The sequence below is a fragment of the Synechocystis salina LEGE 00031 genome (assembly GCF_015207985.1).
In the GTDB taxonomy this organism is placed as follows: domain Bacteria; phylum Cyanobacteriota; class Cyanobacteriia; order Cyanobacteriales; family Microcystaceae; genus Synechocystis; species Synechocystis salina.
This window is the reverse complement of sequence record NZ_JADEVV010000041.1, coordinates 1-21,278: the sequence shown is the minus strand read 5'-3', so window position 1 is coordinate 21,278 and position 21,278 is coordinate 1. Positions and strand designations below refer to the sequence as shown.

Below are 21,278 nucleotides of genomic sequence, written 5' to 3'. Positions count from 1 at the left end.
TTTAACCCGTAGGCCCATTGGTCAGCTCAAGCTTTACTAATCGTATTTTGTTGTATTGGGGGGTGGGTGATTCGTGGCTATTAACTTTACAGAACTACGGGAATTGTTGGGGGTAATTTCCCAAAGTAATATCACCGAGTTCAGTCTCAAAAGCGGCGATTTTGAGGTGTCGGTGCGGAAGGATGCCGTGGTCGGTGGCGTTTCCGTTGCCCCCCAGGCCATCACCCCCTCATCTTCCCCTGTGGTTTCTGCTCCGGCTCCCGCCCCCGAAGTTGCAGCCCCATCCCCGGCGGATCAAAAGTGGACGGCGATCGTTTCCCCCATGGTGGGCACTTTTTACCGGGCCCCAGCCCCCGATGAGCCGCCCTTCGTGGAAGTGGGAGATGCAGTCAGCAAAGGCCAGGGGGTCTGCATTATTGAAGCAATGAAGTTAATGAATGAAATTGAAGCGGAAGTGGCGGGGCAGGTAATGGAAATTGTGGTGGAAAATGGGGAGCCGGTGGAATACGGTCAAACTCTGATGTGGATTAAACCCTAACGTGGTTGGCTAGTTTGTTCGGTGCTTTGGGGTCATTTGGGTGCTTCCAACTCAGTGAGTTATCATAGAAGGCGATCGCCACAGCGGCCCTGATCCTCTCCGGTTGTGCCGACTTTCCTAACAATGACCAGCGTCCCCATTGCCCGTTCTCCCCGCAACAGTTATCAGCAAATAAATCAGCACCAGCCCAGTGATAGTGCCCTAGGGTTAGTTTCAACTAGAAGTTTTCCGGCGATCGTGGGGACGGCGGACATGATGCTGAAATCCTCCCAAGTGACCCTGGTGGGCTACGAAAAAATTGGCAGTGGCTACTGTACTGCAGTGGTGCGGGGCAAGGTGGCCGATGTGCGCCTAGCAGTGGAAGAAGGGGCTAGAACAGCAGAACAGTTTGGCCAGTTGGTATCAAAATTGGTCATTCCCCGACCGATGCCTAACCTACAGGCGGTGTTCCCCATTGGCAGTCATCTGGTGGAACTTGCCCAACAGCAACGGGGTTACAGCCGTTTGAGCAATCGCTCCATTGGTTTATTGGAAACTAGAGGTTTCCCGGCCATGGTAGGGGCCGCCGATGCCATGCTCAAGTCCGCCGATGTGCAACTAGCTTCCTACGAAATTATTGGGGATGGCCTTTGTACCGCCATTGTGCGGGGAACGGTGGCCAATGTGGCCATGGCGATCGAGGTGGGCATGCAAGAAGCGGAACGTATTGGCGAACTCCATGCAGTGATGATTATCCCTCGATTATTAGAAGATTTAGAACACACCTTGCCAGTAGCCACCTATTGGTTGGACGAAAACGAACCGCTACCGATGTTGTTGCCCAATCAAGTCCGGGAAAAACAACGGCAATTGGTGGCCCTACCGGAATTAGAAAAGGCCGTAGTGCCCCAACGCCAAGCGGAACCATTACCTATACAAGAAAAAATAGAAGCCCCTTTAATTCTAGAAAAAGAGGCGGAAAAACCCATAGTGGAAGTGCTAGATCCAGAAATTGATTAGTCGGGCATTCTCCCCAACCTGAAATGGAGGATCAACTATGGGTACAAAATACCAAATGCAAGCTGATTTTGGGAGAATGAGTACATTTTCTTGTTACAGCAAACTCCGAATCAATTTGATACACACATGACAGCTGTAACGCTTATTCTGTAGGGAATTTACTGCGTCCCTCAGATGTCCCAACCGCTTTATTTACCGTTTACACATTTTAAATTATTTTTTGATCCTAGATGTTTATCAAAGTTATAAGTTGATTTTTTGGCGGAAATTTCCTAACGTCAAATAACGGGAAATATCTTGTAATAAATCATAACAAAGATAGTTAAGATATTGGTTGCATAGTTAAACAAAAGAGGCCACATATTAGCATCAGTCCTCCTCTGTTCGTAAAGAATAAACACCAGCGTGAGTACTTCCCCCACAAACCACGAGCCCAAAAATAAGGGAGAAAGACCGTTAGCATTACCATTAAGCCAGCATTCGTAAGCCTGGGGGATACCGCAAACTGCCAGCAGGAAAGCCCCAATCCATCCTATCGCCCTGAGATTTCGATCCGTTGGTTCTTGTTGCATCGATACTAATTTAACAATGTGGAGAGATTATCTGAATTTGTCCAGATTCTATTTATCCTAAGGGTAAATTAAGCTTGTTATTTAGCCATTCCTTAACGACTTTCTTAGATTGTTTTAAGACATGACATGGCAAATTATCCTCATTTTTCTGCTTTAGAGTTAATAAATTTCCCTTAGTTTTTCGTCCTGGCCTAAATTAAGTCGTTGGGCATTGGCCACCTCTCCACAACGGCGGGGAGTGGGAAAAAGCTTGCCGGGATTAGCCAAATTATTGGGATTAAAGCATTGCCGTACCCATTGCATAGTTTCCAAGTCTACTTCGTTGAACATATTGGGCATAAAGCAATTTTTATCCATGCCAATGCCATGTTCCCCGGATAAACTTCCCCCCAATTCCACACAGCGCTTAAGGATTTCTCCCCCCAATTCTTCTACTTTTTCCCAAGCTCCCGGTACTTTTTGGTCGTACAAAATTAGGGGATGTAAATTGCCGTCTCCAGCATGGAAAACATTAGCAATGGCAAAGCCGTATTTTTCGCTCAAAGCGTTAATGTCACTTAAAATTTGTACTAATTGAGTGCGGGGCACTACCCCATCTTGGACAAAGTAACTGGGGCTTAGTTTACCCGCCGCTGCAAAGGCCGCTTTCCTGCCTTTCCACATTTTTAAGCGGGTTTCTTGGTCATAGGCGATCGCCGTGTTGCGGGCTCCATTATGACGGCAAATTTCCTCTACTTTGGCTTGGTTTAATTCCACTTCAATGAGAAGACCGTCTAGTTCTACTAGAAGAATGGCCGCCGCATCCCTGGGGTAACAATTGGTGGCCACCACATCTTCCACTGCATTGATACTGAAATTGTCCATAATTTCCATGCCCGCCGGGACGATGCCCGCCGCAATGATATCGGCTACGGATTGGGCCGTGGCTTCGAGGGAAAGAAAATCCGCTAATATAACACAGATGGATTCTGGGGTTTTGAGAATTTTTAGGGTAATTTCCGTGGCAATGCCTAGGGTTCCCTCCGACCCGACAAATAGGCCAGTTAGGTCATAGCCAGGCATTTCCGTAATTGGTCCCCCCACTTCCACAATGGAACCGTCAGGAATGACCAGCTTTAGCCCCAGCACATGGTTGGTGGTGGTGCCATATTTCAAACAATGGACGCCGCCGGAGTTCTCGGCAATGTTACCGCCGATGGAGCAGACAATCTGACTGGAAGGATCGGGAGCATAGTAAAAGCCTGCGCCACTAACGGTTTGGGTAACCCAGTTATTCACTACCCCTGGCTGGACAACAATGGTTTGATTGTCGTAATCCACTGCCAAAATTTTTTGCATGCGAGTGGTGACAATTAGCAGGCTATCTGCCCCCGGTAAGGCTCCCCCTGATAACCCGGTGCCAGCTCCCCTAGCAATCCACGGAATTTGGCGATCGTGGCAGAGTTTAACTACTGCGGCCACCTGTTCCGTTGTTCGGGGCAATACCACCAGGGCCGGTCGTTGCCGATAACCCGTTAAACCGTCGCACTCATAGGTGAAGAGCTCATCTTTGCGTTTAATTACCCCATCTTGCCCCAATATTTTTTCAAGCTGGGGGATGAGGTCAACGGCGGAATTTACTGGGGAAGATACAGTCATGGGGTTTGGCAAAGTCCAGGGAAATCAAACAATTCCAGGCTTGGAACCGCTAGATAGATCGTGGTATTATTCTACCGCTTAGGGATAATACAGGGCTTTAGCGCTGGGAGTTCTGGAGAAGTGGGCGCAGTATTTTACTTAGTACAGTTATGGATGGTTTTTGGTGATGGATAATTTTTTCCCTATGTTTTCTGCAATGACACTTTTGAGGGTTTGCCCATGACTGAACCTTCCCCCCAACCAACTAAAACGGAGCCAGTGCCCCCCACTCCCCTGCGTTGTTTGGTCGGTTCCGGCATTTCCGCTTCCCTGGCCTGGGGGTTGTATTTGCTGACTTCGGCGATCGCCGTTAGTTTTGCCAGTAAGCCGATGTTATCCGATAAGGCCATTGTCCACCGCATTGCTTCAGCGGTGAGAACTTTGGTGTTGGGACTAGCCTCCATGGGCACCTTTATTTTTGCCTTTGTGGCGATCGGCCTAATTTTGTTGATGATTCAGTTAATTGTGCAAAAACAACCCTCTGGCAATGATGGAGGGAGTTAATAGGTTGGAGGTGTTAGTAAAAATACGCCCTTTAACTGAGCGTTCGGAAACTTGAAAAATCTGGGCAATATATCGTCGATGAACCTATTCCATGGGAGTGTTTTGACTTAAACGATAAAATCGCTCCACACCGAAGGGAACTGCGGCCAAGGTCAGTTTTAAGGCCCAGGGAGCAAAAAACAGGGTAACTAAAATGGATAACACTGCCACACATCCTAACGAGGCCCTGATTACGTCTTCCTGCACAGTGAAGCAAAGGATGGCAGAAAAAGAGGCTAAAGCCAAAGACAGGATGGAAAGTACCAACATAAAGCAGTAAGTTTGAGGATGCAGAGGGGGTTCGATCAAGCCAAAAATTTAGTCAGGCGATCGGATGGGGGCTAGGCAAATAAACCTTGGGGCGGCAGACAGTTCCATGGGGAAATATCAATCCTTCACCGCTGTATTTGAATATACCATAAACTTTTGTTAACGGGCAGACAGGGCTCAGTTCATTGCTTACTGCTCTGGGAATTGCCTCTGTTTTACCGAGAAAAAGATTTGAACAGTCGGCGATTGTGTCGGATTGAACTGCCTCTGTCCCGTTGAAACGGGCTGTGTTCTGCACTTCCAGGTTCCCTTGGGATAACCCTAACCCTGAGTCTTGACTAGGTCGGCGAGCTTAATTGGGAAAATAGGCAAAAAAATAAGGAAGTCCGCAAGGAGTCTTGCCATGTTTCGACCCTCCGGTTGCTTCCTTATTAATCTTACTCCTCACACACAAATAGATACTAGCCGATCGCCCAAGGGCTGGATAGCCGAACCTGTAGCAGTTTAATGATTGGCATAGTTTCTAGCTATGTTTAGTTAATTCCCTAACTGGGGCGGGGATTGCCGTGACTGCGGGGAGAGGTGGGGTCAGCTTCAATGGTGCGGTTTTCCACCACCGAAGTTTGGCCAGTGACATTGGCGTAGGGGATCGGTTCGTGGGCTAACAGGGCAGTGATGTTTTGCTCCAACACTCCCAACGGTTGTTCCCCAATGCTCTCGGCGATCGCCGTGCCGGTGTCATCCAGGTAAACAAAATGGGGAATACCATCCACCCGATAGCGCAGCACTTCCGGCAACCATTTATTGTTGTCCACATTGAGCATGGCAAAGTTGACTGACCCGCCATAGTTTTTCTTCAACTCTGCTAAATCCGGAGCCATGGCTTGACAGCTAGTACACCAATTGGCATAGAACTCCACCAAGGTGGGACGACCATTGTCCAGGGCTGTGGCCAGGGGCGTGGCCCGCTGAGCCTGGGCTTCCAGGGAAGTGCCCTGGGTTTGGGTTTGAAAACCGAGATAAAGGGCCGCACTCAGGGCGATCGCCACTACGGCTAATAATGCGTTACGAATTTTGGCCGGGGTCATGGGCTGGAGATATTGGAACAAGGTGGGGAATTCTATTCAAGGTAACAAACCAACGCCAGGGACTGATTGGTTGCTTGAATTTTGCCTAACTAAATAGGGCCAATGGGTCGGGCTATTCCGTCAGCCATTTTTTAATCCGTTCAATGTCCCGCCAATCGGGCTTACGTTGGAGACCGTCATCCAAGCTTTCCATCACCCCAGTAGCAATTTCTTGATCGAAGGACATCATTTGGGCCGCCAATTCCACCTGTTCCCGTACACCAGTTTTTTTATTGGCCAGCATGGCCAAGGCATAGTTAACCCTGGCCTGGGGGTGGTAGCCGTCGATTTTCACCGACCGCTGGGCCGCTTTGAAAGCCAAAGTTGGCTTGTCGTCTAGGAGATACAGCCAAGCAAGGCAGGCCCACACCGTGGCGTTTTTCGGGGAGCTATCGGCAATTTCCTTAAATACTGGAATCAGGGTTTCGGGGCCTTCCCCCCCGTTATATCTGGCGATCGCCTGGTTGAAAGCATCTTCTGGGGAGATTACGGACTCAGTCATGATCACAATTAGCTGAATTTGGCAGTGGAATGGTTCAAAGCAGTCAAAAAGCAGGCAGACAATCCGCCCAACTCTTAATCTTAAGGGATCTTTTGGTCCCGCCGCGGTCAGGGCCAAAGCCGACTTCCCCTCCTCGGCAATGCTGTACGCTGATCCCCCCCTCTGATAGACTTTTGACTATTAACACTTAATCACAAGCTAGGGAAACCTAATCAGCAGTTGGGAGGATTCAATTCGTGGACAGCACCCTCGGTTTAGAAATTATTGAAGTCGTAGAACAAGCGGCGATCGCCTCGGCAAAATGGATGGGCAAAGGTGAAAAAAACACCGCCGACCAAGTGGCCGTAGAAGCCATGCGGGAACGGATGAACAGAATTCATATGCGGGGCCGCATCGTCATTGGCGAGGGGGAAAGGGATGACGCACCCATGCTCTACATCGGTGAAGAAGTAGGCATTTGCACCAGGGAAGATGCCAAATCCTTCTGTAATCCCGACGAATTGGTGGAAATTGACATTGCCGTTGACCCCTGTGAAGGTACCAACCTAGTGGCCTATGGTCAAAATGGTTCCATGGCAGTGTTGGCTATTTCTGAAAAAGGTGGTTTGTTTGCCGCTCCCGATTTCTACATGAAAAAACTGGCGGCCCCCCCGGCGGCCAAGGGTCACGTTGACATTGATAAATCTGCCACCGAAAACCTGAAGATTCTCTCCGATTGCCTTAATCGCAGCATCGAAGAATTGGTGGTAGTGGTCATGGATCGTCCCCGCCACAAAGAACTGATCCAAGAAATCCGCAATGCTGGCGCTCGAGTCCGCCTTATCAGCGATGGAGACGTTTCCGCTGCCATTTCCTGTGCTTTTTCCGGCACCAACATTCACGCTCTGATGGGTATCGGTGCTGCTCCTGAGGGGGTAATTTCCGCCGCCGCCATGCGCTGTCTGGGGGGTCACTTCCAGGGTCAGTTAATTTACGATCCCGAAGTGGTTAAAACTGGACTAATCGGTGAAAGCCGGGAAGGTAACCTAGAGCGGCTCGCTTCCATGGGTATTAAAAATCCTGACCAGGTTTATAACTGCGAAGAATTGGCCTGTGGCGAAACCGTTCTGTTTGCCGCCTGTGGCATCACCCCTGGCACTTTGATGGAAGGGGTACGCTTCTTCCATGGTGGTGTGCGGACCCAAAGCTTGGTCATTTCCAGCCAGTCCAGCACTGCCCGCTTTGTGGACACTGTCCATATGAAGGAAAGCCCCAAAGTAATCCAACTGCACTAATTTCTTTCTCGGCAACTATCCCCGGAAGGTCAAACTCTGGGGAAATACATAGCCGTTTTCCTTGTCCCCTGAAGCTCAAACTTTGGGGGACTTTTGTTTTTAGGTAGTATTATTCATGTAGTGAAGTTAAGATAAAGCCAACCTTAAATCCTCATTATAGTGGTTGATAAAATATAAAATAGCAGATTCATGATTGAAGAAGTCTTTAGAAAATGAAAGGCACTTCTTGATCAATTTTGAGCATCTTTGCCTTAGGTTATTATTGAATCTTTCTATATGGCTAGTTTCTCCAGTTTCTTTACCACTTGGATGGTGTTTTTGCCGGCACGACATCCTGATAAGACTACCAAAAGTCTGTATAAATCTCTGCACTTTCTCGATATTTTTAGGGTATTGACTCCCAGAATTGCTGAGCATCTTTTCTTGTCCTATCACCCAAATGAAAGCCAAAATTTTCTTCATATTTCTGTTTAATGCTAACCAAAGATAAACAGTGTTTTCTTTTGAGCAAACAAATGACCATAACTCATCACATTCGAGAATCAAACCATTAAAGCAAGACGTTAGACTACTTGTTTCAAAAGAGATTGAGCGATAAAACTTATTAACATAATTCTGCAACCACTTCATTGATATTCCCGGTATTCGTGACAGACCTCTTAGAGAAATTTGCTCTAGAAGACTTCGTTTAATGTATTCAATTTCTTGCTTGCTTATATAATGTTTGGTAGGGTTTTCCACAAATTGCCTGCCGCATTCTTTGCATAAATACCTTCGTTTTTTATTGTGAATGCTCCCATTCTTCAAAATATGCAATGAATCGCACGATGGACAGGGGGGGGCGTTTATCTTTGTCATTATTACTCATGGCTCAATCAGTCAATTCAGTGGTGCAAGTTGATATGATTTCTACTATAGCTAAACTTTACGGGATAAAGATGCAAATAGCTCGAAAGTGCTACCTCTGCCCTAATTTCCATCCATTTTATCCTTTCACTACATGGATAACACCACCCAAAATCGAACATTCCAGACATCGTAATGTTTTTAACTTTCTTGTGAATTTGGTCTCCGGACTCATTGCTTACTCTTAACACCCTGACAAGCCTTCCTTCGCCATTCCAGATTACCAACTTATTGCGACTTTTTAGCTCTCTAACTCATGTTAACTTAGGCTGTTTTGATGGAAATGGTTTGGGAGCCTACCAATCCAGTACCGGCTTTTCTGCCCCCTGCTTCCGTTTCCTTTTGGCATCCTTTTCAAACCAGGCAATGATAATTTCTGGGGTCAGATCGGCGATCGCCAATTTTTCTTCCTCTGCAATGGTTTGCAAAAGCCGCAGGGAAGAAATGGTGAGACGGGTGAGAAACTTTTCCGACTGACTGAGCAGGGCCCCATCAACGGCGTGGGACTCGGCGGGGGTGAGAAATTGTTGTCCGGCTTCCATGGGCATAGGTAATTGATGGTTGCAGAAAGTTTAAAGGCTGGGCAAAACTTGGATAATTTTTTCAGCCACCGTTTGCACCGTTTCGGTTTCCATTTCCGGCCAGATGGGCAAACTTAATACCTCCGTGGCTAGGCGATCGCTGATGGGGTTGGGGGCATACTGACCCCGGTACACCGGCAACTGATCCTGGGGCACAGGGTAATAGATCATGGTGCTAATACCTATGCCTTGCATTGCCTTGGCCAGAGCATCCCTTTTACCATCCTGAATTCTCAGGGTGTATTGGTGAAACACATGGCCAGCGGTGATGGTGGGGGTAATAATGCCTTCCACTCCTTGGAACAGATCATTATAGGTTTGGGCTACCCGACGACGGCCGGCGCTCCATTCTTTTAAATGGGAGAGTTTGACGTTCAAAATGGCGGCTTGCAACGCATCCAAACGGGAGTTATAGCCCAGCATTTCGTTTTGGTAGCGTTGTCTGGAACCGTGTACCCTCAGGCAGCGGGCCAAATCGGCGATCGCCTCGTCCTTGGTGGTGATTAAACCGCCGTCACCGTAGGCTCCCAGATTTTTAGTAGGAAAAAAGGAAAAGGCGCCCACATCCCCCAGCGCTCCAGTGTATTTACCCATAAGAGACTGTTTAACCTGGTCATCACAGTCCTGGTCACAACCCAAGCAATCACCGGCATAGACGGCCCCAAAGGATTGGGCACAATCTTCAATAATTTTCAAACCATGGTCATGGGCAAGGGCTTTAATTTGGGCCATGGCTGCCGGTTGACCAAATAAATGCACTGGCATAATTGCCTTAGTGCGGGGAGTGATGGCCGCCTTGATTTTGCTTGGATCGAGGTTAAAGTCGGCGATCGCCACATCGACAAAAACCGGTTTAGCTCCCACATTACTGATGGATTCCGCCGTAGCAAAAAAGGAAAAAGGGGTAGTAATTACCTCGTCCCCCGGGCCAATGCCCAATGCCCTTAGCCCAATCATCAGAGCATCGGTGCCAGAATTAACCCCAATGGCATACTTTACCCCCAGATAATCGGCGGCGGCTTGCTCAAAATCTGCAACGGTTTTGCCCAAAATGAATTGTCCCGATTCCAAGACACCATTCACCGCCTGTTGAATTTCGGCTTTGATCCTTTGGTACTGGGGCTTAAGGTCAAGGATGGGGATGTTCATCGAGCTGCTTAACTAAATATATTGTGGAAAAATAGCGGCGTTGGGCTGAAAAGATGTCCATCAAATTCTAGGGCATGGCCGTCCCCAAGTTGAACAGATTGGCCGTACACCATCAATGCATTGGCCAGAAACGGGTTCCCCTACTCAATGCCTCTGTTCCGGCACCATCAGCAATGCCCTCCGTGGAAAAAGAACAAAGGTGCTATGTTTTGGGATTTGAAAGTCCGTTGGTGAAGTTGCAGTTTGTCCCCTAAATCGACCTACTAAAGAGACCGTAATTCTGGGGGACTTTTTGTAGTTTCCCTCCAACTTCAGTATTCAGGGAGTTTTTAGAACCCATTTTTAAACATTCAAATCTCTGTCTGGCCACCGAAGACCTTTTGAGCTGGCCCCGTCATATAAAGCCGATTGTCCTGGACAGACCATTCAATCTCCAAATCGCCCCCTGGTAATTCCACCGTACAAAGCCGATCGCCTCTACCGGTCAACACCGCCGCCACCACCGTGGCACAGGCCCCCGTCCCACAGGCCAAGGTAATGCCCGCTCCCCGTTCCCAAACCCTCATTTTCAGGTGATCGCCTGCTAAGACCTGGATAAATTCTGTATTAGTCCGTTGGGGAAATTGGGGATGGTGCTCAAACATAGGGCCAATCTCCGTCAAGTTAAGACTGTCCACATCGTCCACAAAGGTCAAACAATGGGGATTACCCATGCTCACACAAGTCACAGCCCAAGTTTTTCCTGCCACTACTAAGGGCAGATCCACCACTTTTTCCCCCGGTGCCGCCAAGGTAGTGGGAATAAGCTCCGCCAATAATTGGGGTTCCCCCATGTCCACTTTTACCTGGCCATCGGCCAATAGTTGGGGGGTGATTACCCCGGCCAAGGTGTGGATGCGATAGGTCTTTTCCCCCACTCCTTCTAGGTCTGCCAAAAATTTAGCCAAACAACGGATGCCATTGCCGCACATTTCCGGCTCCGAACCATCGGAATTAAAAATCCGCATGGTGTAATCCGTTCCCCCTTGCCCTGGCAAAGCAAAAATCACCCCGTCTGCCCCGATGCCAAAATGGCGATCGCACAACAGTTGGGCTTGGTCTGGGGTTAAGCAGGGAGCCGCACTCTGACGGTTGTCCACCAAAATAAAATCGTTGCCGAGACCGTGGTATTTACTAAAGCTAAGGGCCATGGGATCAGGTTAGAAGGAAACAACGTAAGGCGATCGCCGTTGGGCATGACAAAGAAACCTATTGCCATTAGTATTCTACGGCAATTCTGTCAGGGAGAGGAATGAGAGTCTTACCGACTAAGAAATTGGAGAGGAATTTTGCTCAACAACGCTTTCAATTTGATTTTGCTGAAGCATTTTTTTAAGCTTCATTGCTTGATAGTAGTACATTTTAAATGGCAAAATTGCTGGCAAATTATTCATTGTTTCCGTCGCCGTTTTCAAAGGACAACCTGCAATGCGAGCAATGGCAGTAATACCATCAAAAATTGACATTTTAGAACTAGCTTTGATGATTTTAAGCTTCCATTGTTTTGGTTTTAAATCTCCTGCTTCAATAGCTTTTAATCCTGCTATCGTTGCCAAGACAATCAGCAAATTACCTGGAATTAGACGTCGGTCTTCCGAGGGCAAGAAAATTGGCTCATCCTCGGATTTTTCCTGATAAATTATCGGGACAACTCCATAGCCATAAGCCACTTCCGCAATTAATAAGCCCTGGAGTGTATCTTGTTCTTCAATGTAATATTGGGTGGCCAAAACTGTCTGTTCTTGCCAACAGGATAAACCAAGGATATTTTCTCCAAAAGCTGCTCCAGTGAACACTTCTGCTGCTGCTACATAGGGGTCAATAATAATTGCTGCTGGTAATAATCCTCCTAAATTTTTCGTCAATGTATCACCATTAGTGCGAATTACTAATTGACAACGGGGATTAATTTTTTGAGTTAGCAATGCCGTTTCAATATTAACAATGTCATCATCAGTAACAACAATAACACTGCTGGCGGTTTCTAGATTAGCTAATTGTAGGCTATCAACTAAGTTATGGCCGTAAATTAAGGGAATATCTAAAAAATCTGACTGGCTAGCAATGGTATTAAAGGTTATACCTAACACATTGATTTTCAATTCCCGCAATTTATTAGCAATTTCTTGTCCAAGTTTGCCTAGTCCAATAATCACCACATGGTCTGCTTTTGGAATAGGGGGACGTTTATTGTAAAACTGAAATTTAGACGACAACAGGGCTTGGGTTAATAGGGCATATAGAACCCCGACAAAGGCGGTACCGGTAACGGTCAGAGCTAGACTGAATAACTGTAACCATTCTGGCAAAGCTGATATAGGTTCAAAGGAGTCGAACAAGTCAGAGTAACCTCCTAGTAGTAAAATAGCAGTTACATAAAAGGAAGAAAGTAAGGTGGTACCGGGATAGAAAAAACTGAATAATATCGTCCCTATAATTAAAAGTAAAAACACTATCAAGCCATAGATAATAGCAACTCTTGCTACCTGTTGCTTAAGACTTAAGCTCCAAAAATTCTTGATCCAGCTACTAATCTTAGTTTGAATTAGGCTTCGAAAATATGAAAAGTTTAAGTTGTTATTTTTCCTATTTAAATTAAAATTATATCCTTTATTTAAGAAATAATTTTCTTCTGTTTCTACATAAATAATCGTATCTTGGGCTTGAATTTTTGCTTCTGGATGCCAGCAATGAAAATCAATTGATCGAGGCGGCAAATTTCCCTGGTGATTATGGCTTAAAATACGACGATGACGATTGTTAATTTCATCCAAAAAATTATAGCTTAGCCAATGGTGATAATCGGGAACTTGCAAACGATTAATTCTAATTCTTAGTCCTCCTAGATTCAGTAGGCTGATGGTTTCTTTACCCAGGGCGGAAAGAGCATAAGCATTGGCTGGTAAATGTTTGGGTTCATAGGCTACAAAATTTCCTAGCTCGTTGCTCAACAAAGAATTGAAATTATCTCTTATACTTCTAACCACTAAACGAGTTTGGGGATTTAAGGCACGGATAGTTATAGCTGTTTCGATATTGATTTTTTCGATGGTGGTAACAATTAAAGCGGCCCGAATGTGGTTGATGGGTAACTGAAGTAAAATACTAGATTGACTGCAATCGCCAATAATTAATTGGTCTAAGTAATTATCTAAGTTTTTAATTTCCCACTGGGGCGGTAGCTGTTTTTCAATAGCAATTACTTTAACGCCAAAATTTTTCAAAGCGACAACGCAGTGCTGCCCCAGATATCCCAGCCCACAAACCAAAAAATAGTCCATAAAAGTCTTACCTGTGATCAAAAAATTGCGGCGACAACTATTAGTAATTTTGGGGTTTATCCTATGCGTAGTGGACGACGCGGACTGCCTTACTCCGACGGTGTGAGAAAGTCGTGTTATGTTGGACTTAAAACAAAATTTGTCTTCGATTGTACACCCAACACAAAAATCCTCACTATGCTTGAGCTTCATCAGTTTGAACTGTCCCAATATTCGGAAAAAGTCCGCCTCATTCTCGACTTTAAGGGGTTGGATTATCGGACAGTGGAAGTGGTGCCGGGGGTTGGCCAGTTGGAGTTGCTCCGTCTTTCTGGACAAACCAAGGTGCCAGTGCTCAAGGATGGGGACATTGTCATTGCCGATTCGACGGAAATTGCCCTCTACCTAGACCGTAAATATCCTGAAAACCCTCTCCTGCCCCACGATCCGGTGCAACGGGGGCAATGCCTGCTGATGGAAGAATGGGCCGACGAGTCCATCGGGCTGAAAGGTCGGGTGGCCATGGTGGGGGCATTAAATCAAAATCCTGGTTTGAGGGCTTCTATTTTGCCCAAACAAACCCCTGGTATTTTCAAAAATTTAGTCAGTGCAGTGCCCCCGGCCATGTTGGATTTGCTCGGCAGTGGCGTTGGTTTTGGTGGTGATGCGGTCAAGGAAGCCATGCGGGGCCTCCATCAGGACTTGGAAGCTTTAACGCTAATTTTGCAACATCAGCCCTATTTAATTGGCGATCGCCCGACTTTGGCGGATTTAACGGTGGCTGCGTTGAGTATGGTGATCAAAATCCCCGGCGGTGACTATTTAAACATTGCCCAGGAATTGAAGGGTAAGGGCATTCCTGGTTTGGCGGACAACAGTGCCTACAGTACGTTTTTTGAATGGCGCGATCGCCTCTATCGGGAATATCGCCGCAGTCATCGCCCAGGCACAAATCAAAATAACAGCGGTGGTGATAGTGGTTCCCCCACCACCATCAATATTGAGTAGGTGGTTTTGAGAAACTGATTTGTCTAAGAGCGTGTTTAACTGGTTTGGTTAGGTTGACCCATCAAAGCTCCAGCCATGATGGGCAATTTTGACCGGGATTTCCTTGAATAATGGGGAAAACCGAGCCATTTTTCCAATCCGATCTCAGCTACTTACCAAAGGGCGGACGGTAATTGAGCTGGAAATATAAGCCGTCATTTTGCCAATTGCCGGTCAGGTTATCCAACTTAATCACGGGGATGCCATAGTCAAACCGAAAGTTTAACCCGCTCATACCCAAAATATCCCGCCAAATGATCCCCAGTCCGGGCCCCACCAGCACAGAATTGGGGGGTAACTGGGTGGGGTTGCCTGCACTGTTCCACACTGCCCCAAAGTCCACAAAGGGGGCCAATTCAAACACTGACTTATTGTCCCCATCCCTGGCCAAGGTGATGCGATTTTCCACCGAGAGACGAACGCCGTTGTCAGCGGAACGGGCATTTTGTCGATAGCCCCGCAGGGATTGCCCGCCCCCAATGATGAACAGATAATCCGGCAATAAACTATCGGGGGTGAGCTGGAGGTCTGCCTGCACAATAAGCAAGTTATTGTCATCCAGTCTTTGTAGGCGTTGGGCCTGCCCCAGCCAACTGAAAAATTCCCCACTGGGTAGGGGGCTGGGATTGGTGGTGGCATCGAACAGCCCTGTGCCGAGGTTCATTTGGGAACGGAAAAACCACAACCCGTTTTGATCCCGCAGGGTGTAGTCCTGGCCAAATTGGAATACGCTGGTGCGGCTGACGTTGGTCAAATCGGGACGGTTTAGCCCCAAAGTGCGACCATCCTGGTAGCGAAAACCAAAACTCAGGGCAAATTCATCTGTTAAAGAGGTCCAGAGGGGTTGGCGGTAACTAACTTCGTACAGGGGGTTACTGCCGGTGATATTAAAAACGTCGAAGGGAGATTGGGTGATTCTGGTCCAGGTGGGCACAAAGCGCAACTGTAGAGTACCGTCGGTGGGATTGAGGGGCACCCGGTAATTAAAATCCAGGATGTCTAAACCCCCAGTGGTGGAAACGTAATAGCTCCCTGACAGGCGATCGCCAAGGCCGGTGAGGTTTTTGTAGTCCAAGTTGATGCCAATTCGTTCACTGCCCAAACTAATGGGGGAATAGTTATCAAAGCTGAGGTTGGCACTGAAGGGAAAGGCTTCTTCCACCGTGACGGATAAATTACTCAGACCCACCTTCCCTGTGGGCAAAAGGCTGGCCTGTACTTTCTCCAGCATGGGGTTAATTTGCAACAGCCGCAGACGTTCCTCTAACTGACCCACGTTGACAGGGCTATGGACTCCCTGGGCAACCCGGTCACAGATATAGGCTGGGCGCAAACGTCCTCGACCCCGCACTAGGATCGATTCCACCTGGCCTTCCACCACCTGGATTGGCTGTTCTAACCCCCCCCCATTTGGGATTGGTTCCATGGGTCTGGCGATCGCCTGGGAAGTGATGTAACCCTGATTGATGTATAGCTGGGTAATGCCTTCTACTAAGCCTTGGTATAAAACTTCAAATTCCGCCGCTGTCAAGTCCGTGGCAATGGTAAGGGGAACGGAGGTGCTGGGGGGATCCGTTTGCCAGGGTTGGAGGGCGGGTAAAGTTAACAATTCCTGGGGCGAAAATACCGTCATGCCCAGTAAATTTACCTCCAGGGGAGTGCCATCCACCGACCCTTGTAAAAGAGGTATGGGCGCTACGTTAACAGGAGGAGAAGGACTAAAGCCACAGGTATCCACCGCTTCCTCGGGGCTGGGAGGAGAAGATTCTGGCCCTAGTTCCAATGGGGTAGGGGTAGGGGGAATCTCAACATCGTCTTCCGATGGCAATGGTTGTAGGGGAGGGGTGGGAACTTGTCCCTGACTGAGCAAAAATTCCGTTGGCTCGATCGCCCGCGCATTGTCTTCTTGATCAGTGTCAGTAACTGGGGCAAAGCCATGGAGGGGAGAAAAATCTGCGCTTTCGGCCACAGCCCAGCCACCCAACGAGAAGGGCAGGGAAAAACACAATGCCAATGAGAGGGCGTAACGGTAACTCAACATGGCCCTGGGAATCTCCAGTGGTTAACGGGTCAGAATGGGGGGCTGTGAGCCATTCAGTTAGAGTGTGAAGGAGATATTTGCGTTCCCAGCTCTGATATTAGAGTTAATTTGGGACTGCAGAGTGAATTAAACAGACTTTAACAGGATTATTAGCTTTTGTCAGCCCCAGCAAAACAGACCCCAAAATGGTGTAAAAGCTCCGCGCTGGAGCCTCCTGCCACTTCGTAGAGCCCTTGCCCTAATGCCCTTTGACCTTAGAATTCTTCGGGTTGCTTCAACATTGGCATTTGACCAATCAGCTATGGTTGGCTTTGATTGCTGGGAGTCACTTTTTCTCCTTGCTGGTGCTTTGCGAGGAGTTGATAACAATGGACAATGGGAAAGTTAAGTTGGGGGCGGTTAATTGGCCCTAGGCTGGTTGGTAAAGTTTTGACCCTAACTCCCCCGTTCCTGTCCCCTTGAGAGTGTTAACCCATGGCTCCTTCCCCTGCCCAGATTGTTGACCCCTGTATGTTGGCGGCGATCGACATTGGTACCAACTCCATTCACATGGTCATTGTCCGCATTGATCCGGTTCTGGCCACCTTTACCATTGTGGCTCGGGAAAAAGACACTGTCCGCCTGGGCGATCGGGACCCCCAATCCAACAACCTCACCCCAGCGGCCATGAATCGGGCGATCGCCGCTTTGAAGCGCTGTGTGGAATTGGCCAAGGGCTTGGAGGTGGAAAACATTATCGCCGTAGCCACCAGTGCCACCAGGGAAGCGAAAAATGGCCAGGACTTTCTCACCCGGGTGCAAACGGAAGTGGGACTGACGGTGGATTTAATTTCTGGCCCGGAGGAAGCCCGGCGTATCTACCTGGGGGTATTTTCCTGCATGGACTTCCACGAAGTGCCCCATGTGATGATCGACATCGGCGGCGGGTCCACAGAGCTAATTTTGGCCGATCGCCGGGACGTACGCTTTTTGAGCAGTACCAAAGTGGGGGCAGTGCGCCTCACCCAGGATTTTGTCCACACTGATCCCATTGATGGGACAGAATTGGCCGTATTGCGGGCCTATGTGCGGGGCATGTTGGAACGCCCAGTGGATGAAATCAAACAACGACTTGATGGCGAAGAAAAAGCTCAATTGGTGGGTACCTCCGGCACCATTGAAACCCTGGCCACCATGACCGCTTTGCAAAAACAAAAAGAAGTTCCCAATCCCATTCAGGGTTATAGCATTACCCACAAGGATGTGGAGGAATGGGTCAAAAAATTAGCCAGTCTTAATTGCCAAGAGCGATTTCAAATTGCCGGCCTGTCCGATCGCCGGGCGGAAATTATTTTGCCGGGGGCCGTGATTTTGCTCGAAGCCATGACCATGCTGGAGTTAGATAGCATCACCATTTGTGAGCGGGCGTTGCGGGAAGGCATGATTGTCGATTGGATGCTCACCCATCGCATTATCCAAGACCGGATGCGCTTCCAGGGAGAAATTCGCCAACGGGGAGTGCTGAAAATCGCCCGTAAATATCAGGTAGATCTAGGTTTTGGGGAAAGGGTTGCCCAATTTGCCACCAGCTTTTTCGACCAGTTACAGGGAGTTTTACACGACTGGGGAGAAACCGAACGGGAATGGCTCTGGGCCGCCGCTATTTTGCACAATTGTGGTACTTATATAAGTCACTCTGCCCACCATAAACATTCCTATTATTTAATTCGCAATGCTGAACTGCTGGGTTACACAGAAATTGAACTGGAATTAATTGCGAACATTGCCCGCTACCATCGTCGCAGTAAACCGAAAAAACGTCACGAAGATTACATCAAACTGTCCGAACCCCACCGTCTAGCAGTAAGACAATTAAGTGCCTTGCTCCGGTTAGCGGTGGCCCTGGATCGTCGTCAAGTGGGGGCGATTGAAAGTTTTGATTGTCAGTACGACCAGGAGAACCGGCAATTACATCTACATATTACCCCTAAAGATCTTGATGACGATTGTGCCTTGGAACTATGGAATTTAGATTATAAAAAAGTCATTTTTGAAGAGGAATTTAATACGAAGGTGGTGGCGACTTTAGCCATTTTGCTGCAGTCAAATAAAGGCTAGAGAGGAAGTTTGATTTAAGTTATGATGACGGTTTTCATGGTTAATTATGGGTGAAAAAGTAGCGGCATTGGGCTTAGATGTGGGGCGAAAACGGATCGGGGTGGCAGGGTGTGACGGCACTGGTTTGATTGCCACCGGTCTTACCACCATTGTGCGCAGTTCCTATGATCAAGACATTGCCCAAATCAGACAGTTAGTTGAAGCCAGGCAAGTTAATTTATTAGTGGTGGGATTACCCTACACCATGGCTGGGGAAATTGGTGCCCAAGCGAAACAGGTGCAAAAATTTGCTCGGCGGCTGGCGGAAAAACTTGGTCTAGCGCTGGAATATATGGATGAACGCCTCAGTTCCGTAGAAGCAGAAAATCAGTTAAAAGCGCAGAAAAAATTTTCTAGTTATAACAAGGGCTTAATTGATCAACAGGCGGCGGAAATTATTTTGCAACAATGGTTAGATTTACGACGTTCTCGCTTACAGGAGGAGGGTGATCATCTCCATCGGTAAATTTTCATCAATTAAGCTATTTGGTACATTTATTAACTCTTATGAATAATTCCCTGGGAAATTTAACTTAACTGTTTCTGCTTCAAAAATAACCAATGTTATCTAGTATTATCGCTATTCTTCTGCTGGGGTTTTTCGGGGGGCAACTAGCTCGAAGGCTCAAGTTACCAGCCTTGGTGGGGATGGTGCTAGTGGGCATTGTCCTCGGCCCCCAAGTAGGCGATCGCCTGAGTCTAACCATGTTGGCCTTGGCGGATGATCTACGCACCATAGCAGTGATGGTGATTTTAATGAAAGCGGGGTTGGGGCTAGACCGGGAAAAACTCAAGCAACAGGGTTCCGTCGCCCTCCGCTTAGGATTTTTACCCGCCAGTCTAGAGGCGATCGCCGTGGCACTGATGGCCATGGTCCTATTTCAATTTGACTTTGCCACTGGGTTATTGTTGGGATGCATTGTTGGAGCAGAATCCCCGGCAGTGATTGTCCCCGGTATGTTGCGCCTTAAAAGTTTGGGCTGGGGAGTGAAAAAGGGTATTCCCGACGCAATTCTGACTGGCAGTGCATTGTCCGATGTCTTGCTTCTATTAGTTTTTAGTTTACTGCTAGCTTTTTTAGCCCAGGGGGGAGCCGAGGGATTGACGGTGGGGAATATCAGCCTCAGTGCCCTACAATTGCTGCCTCTACAGATTGTTTTACAAATTGGTTTGGGAATTGCTTGTGGCGGGGCCATGGCCAAAATTTTGGTATCTCTGTTGGCCAAACAAAACTGGACGCAAACGGCGGTGCAAGATGGTTTAGTGGCTGCATCCCTAGCTTTATTTTTAGTGGTATCTTCTACCCAATTGCCCATTTTCTCTGGCTATTTAGCAGTCATGACCACGGGCTTTTTTCTGATTGAACTAGATGCGCCCTTAGCCCGGAGATTACGGGGGAGCTTTGACGGGCTATGGACGATCGCCGAAATCTTTTTATTTGTGCTGTTGGGGGCGAGTATTCAACTGTCGGTGCTAGAAAGTAGTCTGTTACCAGGCCTGCTCCTGTTAATGGTGGGCACGTTGCTAGGCAGGGGACTGGGTTGGTACCTTTCCACCCTGGGGAGTAATTGGAATGCCAGGGAAAAATTATTCCTGCTGCCAGGGAATTCTGCAAAAGCCACTGTACAAGCTGCTTTGGGAGCTGTGCCCTTATCCCAAGGTATTGCCGGCGGAGACATTATTCTGGCCATGGCGGCCCTTTCCATTCTGGTGACTGCCCCCCTGGGAGCCTGGGCCATTCCTACCTTTGCCCCCAAATTGTTGCAGAAAGGAACCGTGGACCCGACCAAAGTGAGCGTTAATCAATCTCTCACCATCTTGGCTGCAGTGGATACCTCGGCGATCGCCAAACAGGTTTTAACCAAGGTGGCTGAATTAGCCAGGCGGAATGATGCCAGGGTCGTAGTCCTCCATGTAATCCAGTTGGCAGATCCACCAGGGGTGGAAAACCTAAGGGAGCAAACAAAACAAATTCTGGCTGATATTCGCCATCAATTCATCGTCACCGAGGGGGTTGTACCGGAGCAAATTCTCCGCACTGCCCAGGAACAGGGGGCAGAGGAAATTATCCTTGGTAAGCGGGGACACAGTGTTTTGGATGATCTACTGCTGGGTTCCGTTTCCCAATACCTGTTAGCAACCAGCGTCCTACCGGTTATGGTGGTGGAGTCGGAGGATCGGGTTAGCCTATCCCGGGCTCATTGAGTTAGGCAAGTCATAGTTCATGTACTACGCTGAGCAGTTGACCATTTATGTCACCGAAGGCGATCGCCAGGGAGGGAAGCTTCTTTACCAGGCATTAATTGAGGAAGCCCGACAGCTTGGTCTAGCGGGGGTCACAGTCATGCGTACCGCCATCGGCTACGGCCCCCAAAGTCCACAGATTGCCGTGGATTGGACCATGGAATTGGCTCCCCAAATGATTATGATTTTGACCGTCATCGATCAACCAACGGCGATCGCCCAATATATTCCCAAACTGCAAGCTTTGGCATTGTCTGCTTAGGGAGTGAGAGCTAGAATTGTTACGCAGTATAAGGTTGAAAAAAATGAACTGTATCTATTGTGAAAGTGAACGGGTAGTGAAAAATGGAAGAAAGAAGCTGAAGACGAGACA

The 21,278-nt window shown here is 48.0% G+C and carries 20 protein-coding genes; 9 read left to right on the top strand and 11 right to left on the bottom strand.

Going from position 1 to position 21,278, the window contains the following annotated elements; genetic code table 11:
• Positions 1 to 73: 73 nt before the first annotated feature.
• Positions 74 to 538: an acetyl-CoA carboxylase biotin carboxyl carrier protein gene (gene accB / locus IQ217_RS13600; RefSeq protein WP_194020359.1), complete on the top strand. Its 465-nt coding sequence runs from the start codon at positions 74 to 76 to the stop codon at positions 536 to 538.
• A gap of 105 nt (positions 539 to 643) precedes the next feature.
• Entirely contained in the window at positions 644 to 1,537 is an 894-nt protein-coding gene (locus IQ217_RS13595) for a beta-carboxysome assembly protein CcmO (protein WP_194020358.1), read from the top strand.
• A 278-nt stretch (positions 1,538 to 1,815) separates the two neighbouring features.
• On the opposite strand, the gene IQ217_RS13590 is transcribed toward IQ217_RS13595, so the two are convergent.
• Both IQ217_RS13590 and glcD read right to left on the bottom strand, forming a co-directional pair.
• On the bottom strand, positions 1,816 to 2,109 hold the full coding sequence (locus IQ217_RS13590; protein WP_194020357.1) for a PQ-loop repeat-containing protein: 294 nt from the start codon (positions 2,107 to 2,109) through the stop codon (positions 1,816 to 1,818).
• Between the two features lie 159 nt (positions 2,110 to 2,268).
• Positions 2,269 to 3,747, bottom strand: a complete 1,479-nt coding sequence (gene glcD / locus IQ217_RS13585) for a glycolate oxidase subunit GlcD (protein WP_194020356.1) — start codon at positions 3,745 to 3,747, stop codon at positions 2,269 to 2,271.
• Between the two features lie 219 nt (positions 3,748 to 3,966).
• Here glcD and IQ217_RS13580 point away from each other — a divergent pair, with 219 nt between their 5' ends.
• Positions 3,967 to 4,290: a DUF3082 domain-containing protein gene (locus IQ217_RS13580; RefSeq protein WP_194020355.1), complete on the top strand. Its 324-nt coding sequence runs from the start codon at positions 3,967 to 3,969 to the stop codon at positions 4,288 to 4,290.
• A gap of 84 nt (positions 4,291 to 4,374) precedes the next feature.
• Here IQ217_RS13580 and IQ217_RS13575 read toward each other — a convergent pair whose 3' ends face one another.
• The 3 genes from IQ217_RS13575 to IQ217_RS13565 all read right to left on the bottom strand — a co-directional run bounded on the left by IQ217_RS13575 (position 4,375) and on the right by IQ217_RS13565 (position 6,228).
• Positions 4,375 to 4,599, bottom strand: coding sequence for a riboflavin synthase subunit alpha (locus IQ217_RS13575; RefSeq protein ID WP_194020354.1), 225 nt, complete (start codon positions 4,597 to 4,599; stop codon positions 4,375 to 4,377).
• 545 nt (positions 4,600 to 5,144) lie between these two features.
• Positions 5,145 to 5,687 carry a thioredoxin family protein gene (locus tag IQ217_RS13570; RefSeq protein WP_194020373.1) on the bottom strand — a complete coding sequence of 181 codons (543 nt, stop codon included), beginning with the start codon at positions 5,685 to 5,687 and terminating at the stop codon, positions 5,145 to 5,147.
• Positions 5,688 to 5,799: 112 nt separating this feature from the next.
• The gene (locus IQ217_RS13565) at positions 5,800 to 6,228 is read right to left on the bottom strand and encodes a tetratricopeptide repeat protein (protein WP_190598481.1); all 429 of its coding nucleotides are present in this window, start codon (positions 6,226 to 6,228) and stop codon (positions 5,800 to 5,802) included.
• A gap of 236 nt (positions 6,229 to 6,464) precedes the next feature.
• On the opposite strand from IQ217_RS13565, the gene glpX reads away from it, so the two are divergent.
• The gene (glpX, locus tag IQ217_RS13560; protein ID WP_190598480.1) at positions 6,465 to 7,502 is read left to right on the top strand and encodes a class II fructose-bisphosphatase; all 1,038 of its coding nucleotides are present in this window, start codon (positions 6,465 to 6,467) and stop codon (positions 7,500 to 7,502) included.
• Positions 7,503 to 7,628: 126 nt separating this feature from the next.
• Here glpX and IQ217_RS13555 read toward each other — a convergent pair whose 3' ends face one another.
• The 5 genes from IQ217_RS13555 to IQ217_RS13535 all read right to left on the bottom strand — a co-directional run bounded on the left by IQ217_RS13555 (position 7,629) and on the right by IQ217_RS13535 (position 13,458).
• A complete protein-coding gene (locus IQ217_RS13555; RefSeq protein ID WP_194020353.1) occupies positions 7,629 to 8,360 on the bottom strand; it encodes an IS1 family transposase in 732 nt (243 codons plus the stop codon).
• 344 nt (positions 8,361 to 8,704) lie between these two features.
• Complete coding sequence (locus IQ217_RS13550; RefSeq protein ID WP_194020352.1) at positions 8,705 to 8,956, bottom strand: hypothetical protein; 252 nt, start codon at positions 8,954 to 8,956, stop codon at positions 8,705 to 8,707.
• Positions 8,957 to 8,980: 24 nt separating this feature from the next.
• Positions 8,981 to 10,138 (bottom strand): DegT/DnrJ/EryC1/StrS family aminotransferase, encoded by a 1,158-nt coding sequence (locus tag IQ217_RS13545; RefSeq protein WP_194020351.1) that lies wholly within the window; start codon positions 10,136 to 10,138, stop codon positions 8,981 to 8,983.
• Between the two features lie 350 nt (positions 10,139 to 10,488).
• Positions 10,489 to 11,328: a diaminopimelate epimerase gene (gene dapF, locus IQ217_RS13540; RefSeq protein ID WP_194020350.1), complete on the bottom strand. Its 840-nt coding sequence runs from the start codon at positions 11,326 to 11,328 to the stop codon at positions 10,489 to 10,491.
• A 117-nt stretch (positions 11,329 to 11,445) separates the two neighbouring features.
• Entirely contained in the window at positions 11,446 to 13,458 is a 2,013-nt protein-coding gene (locus IQ217_RS13535; RefSeq protein ID WP_194020349.1) for an NAD-binding protein, read from the bottom strand.
• Positions 13,459 to 13,635: 177 nt separating this feature from the next.
• Between IQ217_RS13535 and IQ217_RS13530 the strand changes: the two genes are divergently transcribed.
• Entirely contained in the window at positions 13,636 to 14,445 is an 810-nt protein-coding gene (locus IQ217_RS13530; RefSeq protein WP_194020348.1) for a glutathione S-transferase, read from the top strand.
• Between the two features lie 148 nt (positions 14,446 to 14,593).
• On the opposite strand, the gene IQ217_RS13525 is transcribed toward IQ217_RS13530, so the two are convergent.
• Positions 14,594 to 16,525 (bottom strand): ShlB/FhaC/HecB family hemolysin secretion/activation protein, encoded by a 1,932-nt coding sequence (locus IQ217_RS13525; RefSeq protein ID WP_228025765.1) that lies wholly within the window; start codon positions 16,523 to 16,525, stop codon positions 14,594 to 14,596.
• A 474-nt stretch (positions 16,526 to 16,999) separates the two neighbouring features.
• On the opposite strand from IQ217_RS13525, the gene IQ217_RS13520 reads away from it, so the two are divergent.
• The 4 genes from IQ217_RS13520 to IQ217_RS13505 all read left to right on the top strand — a co-directional run bounded on the left by IQ217_RS13520 (position 17,000) and on the right by IQ217_RS13505 (position 21,167).
• Entirely contained in the window at positions 17,000 to 18,622 is a 1,623-nt protein-coding gene (locus IQ217_RS13520; RefSeq protein WP_194020347.1) for a Ppx/GppA phosphatase family protein, read from the top strand.
• A 46-nt stretch (positions 18,623 to 18,668) separates the two neighbouring features.
• On the top strand, positions 18,669 to 19,127 hold the full coding sequence (ruvX, locus tag IQ217_RS13515; RefSeq protein WP_190598473.1) for a Holliday junction resolvase RuvX: 459 nt from the start codon (positions 18,669 to 18,671) through the stop codon (positions 19,125 to 19,127).
• 95 nt (positions 19,128 to 19,222) lie between these two features.
• Positions 19,223 to 20,866 (top strand): cation:proton antiporter, encoded by a 1,644-nt coding sequence (locus IQ217_RS13510; protein WP_194020346.1) that lies wholly within the window; start codon positions 19,223 to 19,225, stop codon positions 20,864 to 20,866.
• 19 nt (positions 20,867 to 20,885) lie between these two features.
• Positions 20,886 to 21,167: a DUF190 domain-containing protein gene (locus IQ217_RS13505; protein WP_194020345.1), complete on the top strand. Its 282-nt coding sequence runs from the start codon at positions 20,886 to 20,888 to the stop codon at positions 21,165 to 21,167.
• Positions 21,168 to 21,278: the final 111 nt, after the last annotated feature.

What these genes read in the sequence shown, in the direction of transcription:
- IQ217_RS13545 (WP_194020351.1), bottom strand. Translation starts at nt 10,138, where the DNA reads ATGAACATCCCCATCCTTGACCTTAAGCCCCAGTACCAAAGGATCAAA.
- IQ217_RS13565 (WP_190598481.1), bottom strand. Translation starts at nt 6,228, where the DNA reads ATGACTGAGTCCGTAATCTCCCCAGAAGATGCTTTCAACCAGGCGATC.
- IQ217_RS13535 (WP_194020349.1), bottom strand. Translation starts at nt 13,458, where the DNA reads ATGGACTATTTTTTGGTTTGTGGGCTGGGATATCTGGGGCAGCACTGC.
- IQ217_RS13505 (WP_194020345.1), top strand. Translation starts at nt 20,886, where the DNA reads ATGTACTACGCTGAGCAGTTGACCATTTATGTCACCGAAGGCGATCGC.
- IQ217_RS13525 (WP_228025765.1), bottom strand. Translation starts at nt 16,525, where the DNA reads ATGTTGAGTTACCGTTACGCCCTCTCATTGGCATTGTGTTTTTCCCTG.
- dapF (WP_194020350.1), bottom strand. Translation starts at nt 11,328, where the DNA reads ATGGCCCTTAGCTTTAGTAAATACCACGGTCTCGGCAACGATTTTATT.
- glcD (WP_194020356.1), bottom strand. Translation starts at nt 3,747, where the DNA reads ATGACTGTATCTTCCCCAGTAAATTCCGCCGTTGACCTCATCCCCCAG.
- IQ217_RS13550 (WP_194020352.1), bottom strand. Translation starts at nt 8,956, where the DNA reads ATGCCCATGGAAGCCGGACAACAATTTCTCACCCCCGCCGAGTCCCAC.
- IQ217_RS13555 (WP_194020353.1), bottom strand. Translation starts at nt 8,360, where the DNA reads ATGACAAAGATAAACGCCCCCCCCTGTCCATCGTGCGATTCATTGCAT.
- IQ217_RS13570 (WP_194020373.1), bottom strand. Translation starts at nt 5,687, where the DNA reads ATGACCCCGGCCAAAATTCGTAACGCATTATTAGCCGTAGTGGCGATC.
- ruvX (WP_190598473.1), top strand. Translation starts at nt 18,669, where the DNA reads ATGGGTGAAAAAGTAGCGGCATTGGGCTTAGATGTGGGGCGAAAACGG.
- IQ217_RS13580 (WP_194020355.1), top strand. Translation starts at nt 3,967, where the DNA reads ATGACTGAACCTTCCCCCCAACCAACTAAAACGGAGCCAGTGCCCCCC.
- IQ217_RS13590 (WP_194020357.1), bottom strand. Translation starts at nt 2,109, where the DNA reads ATGCAACAAGAACCAACGGATCGAAATCTCAGGGCGATAGGATGGATT.
- IQ217_RS13530 (WP_194020348.1), top strand. Translation starts at nt 13,636, where the DNA reads ATGCTTGAGCTTCATCAGTTTGAACTGTCCCAATATTCGGAAAAAGTC.
- IQ217_RS13510 (WP_194020346.1), top strand. Translation starts at nt 19,223, where the DNA reads ATGTTATCTAGTATTATCGCTATTCTTCTGCTGGGGTTTTTCGGGGGG.
- IQ217_RS13575 (WP_194020354.1), bottom strand. Translation starts at nt 4,599, where the DNA reads ATGTTGGTACTTTCCATCCTGTCTTTGGCTTTAGCCTCTTTTTCTGCC.
- IQ217_RS13520 (WP_194020347.1), top strand. Translation starts at nt 17,000, where the DNA reads ATGGCTCCTTCCCCTGCCCAGATTGTTGACCCCTGTATGTTGGCGGCG.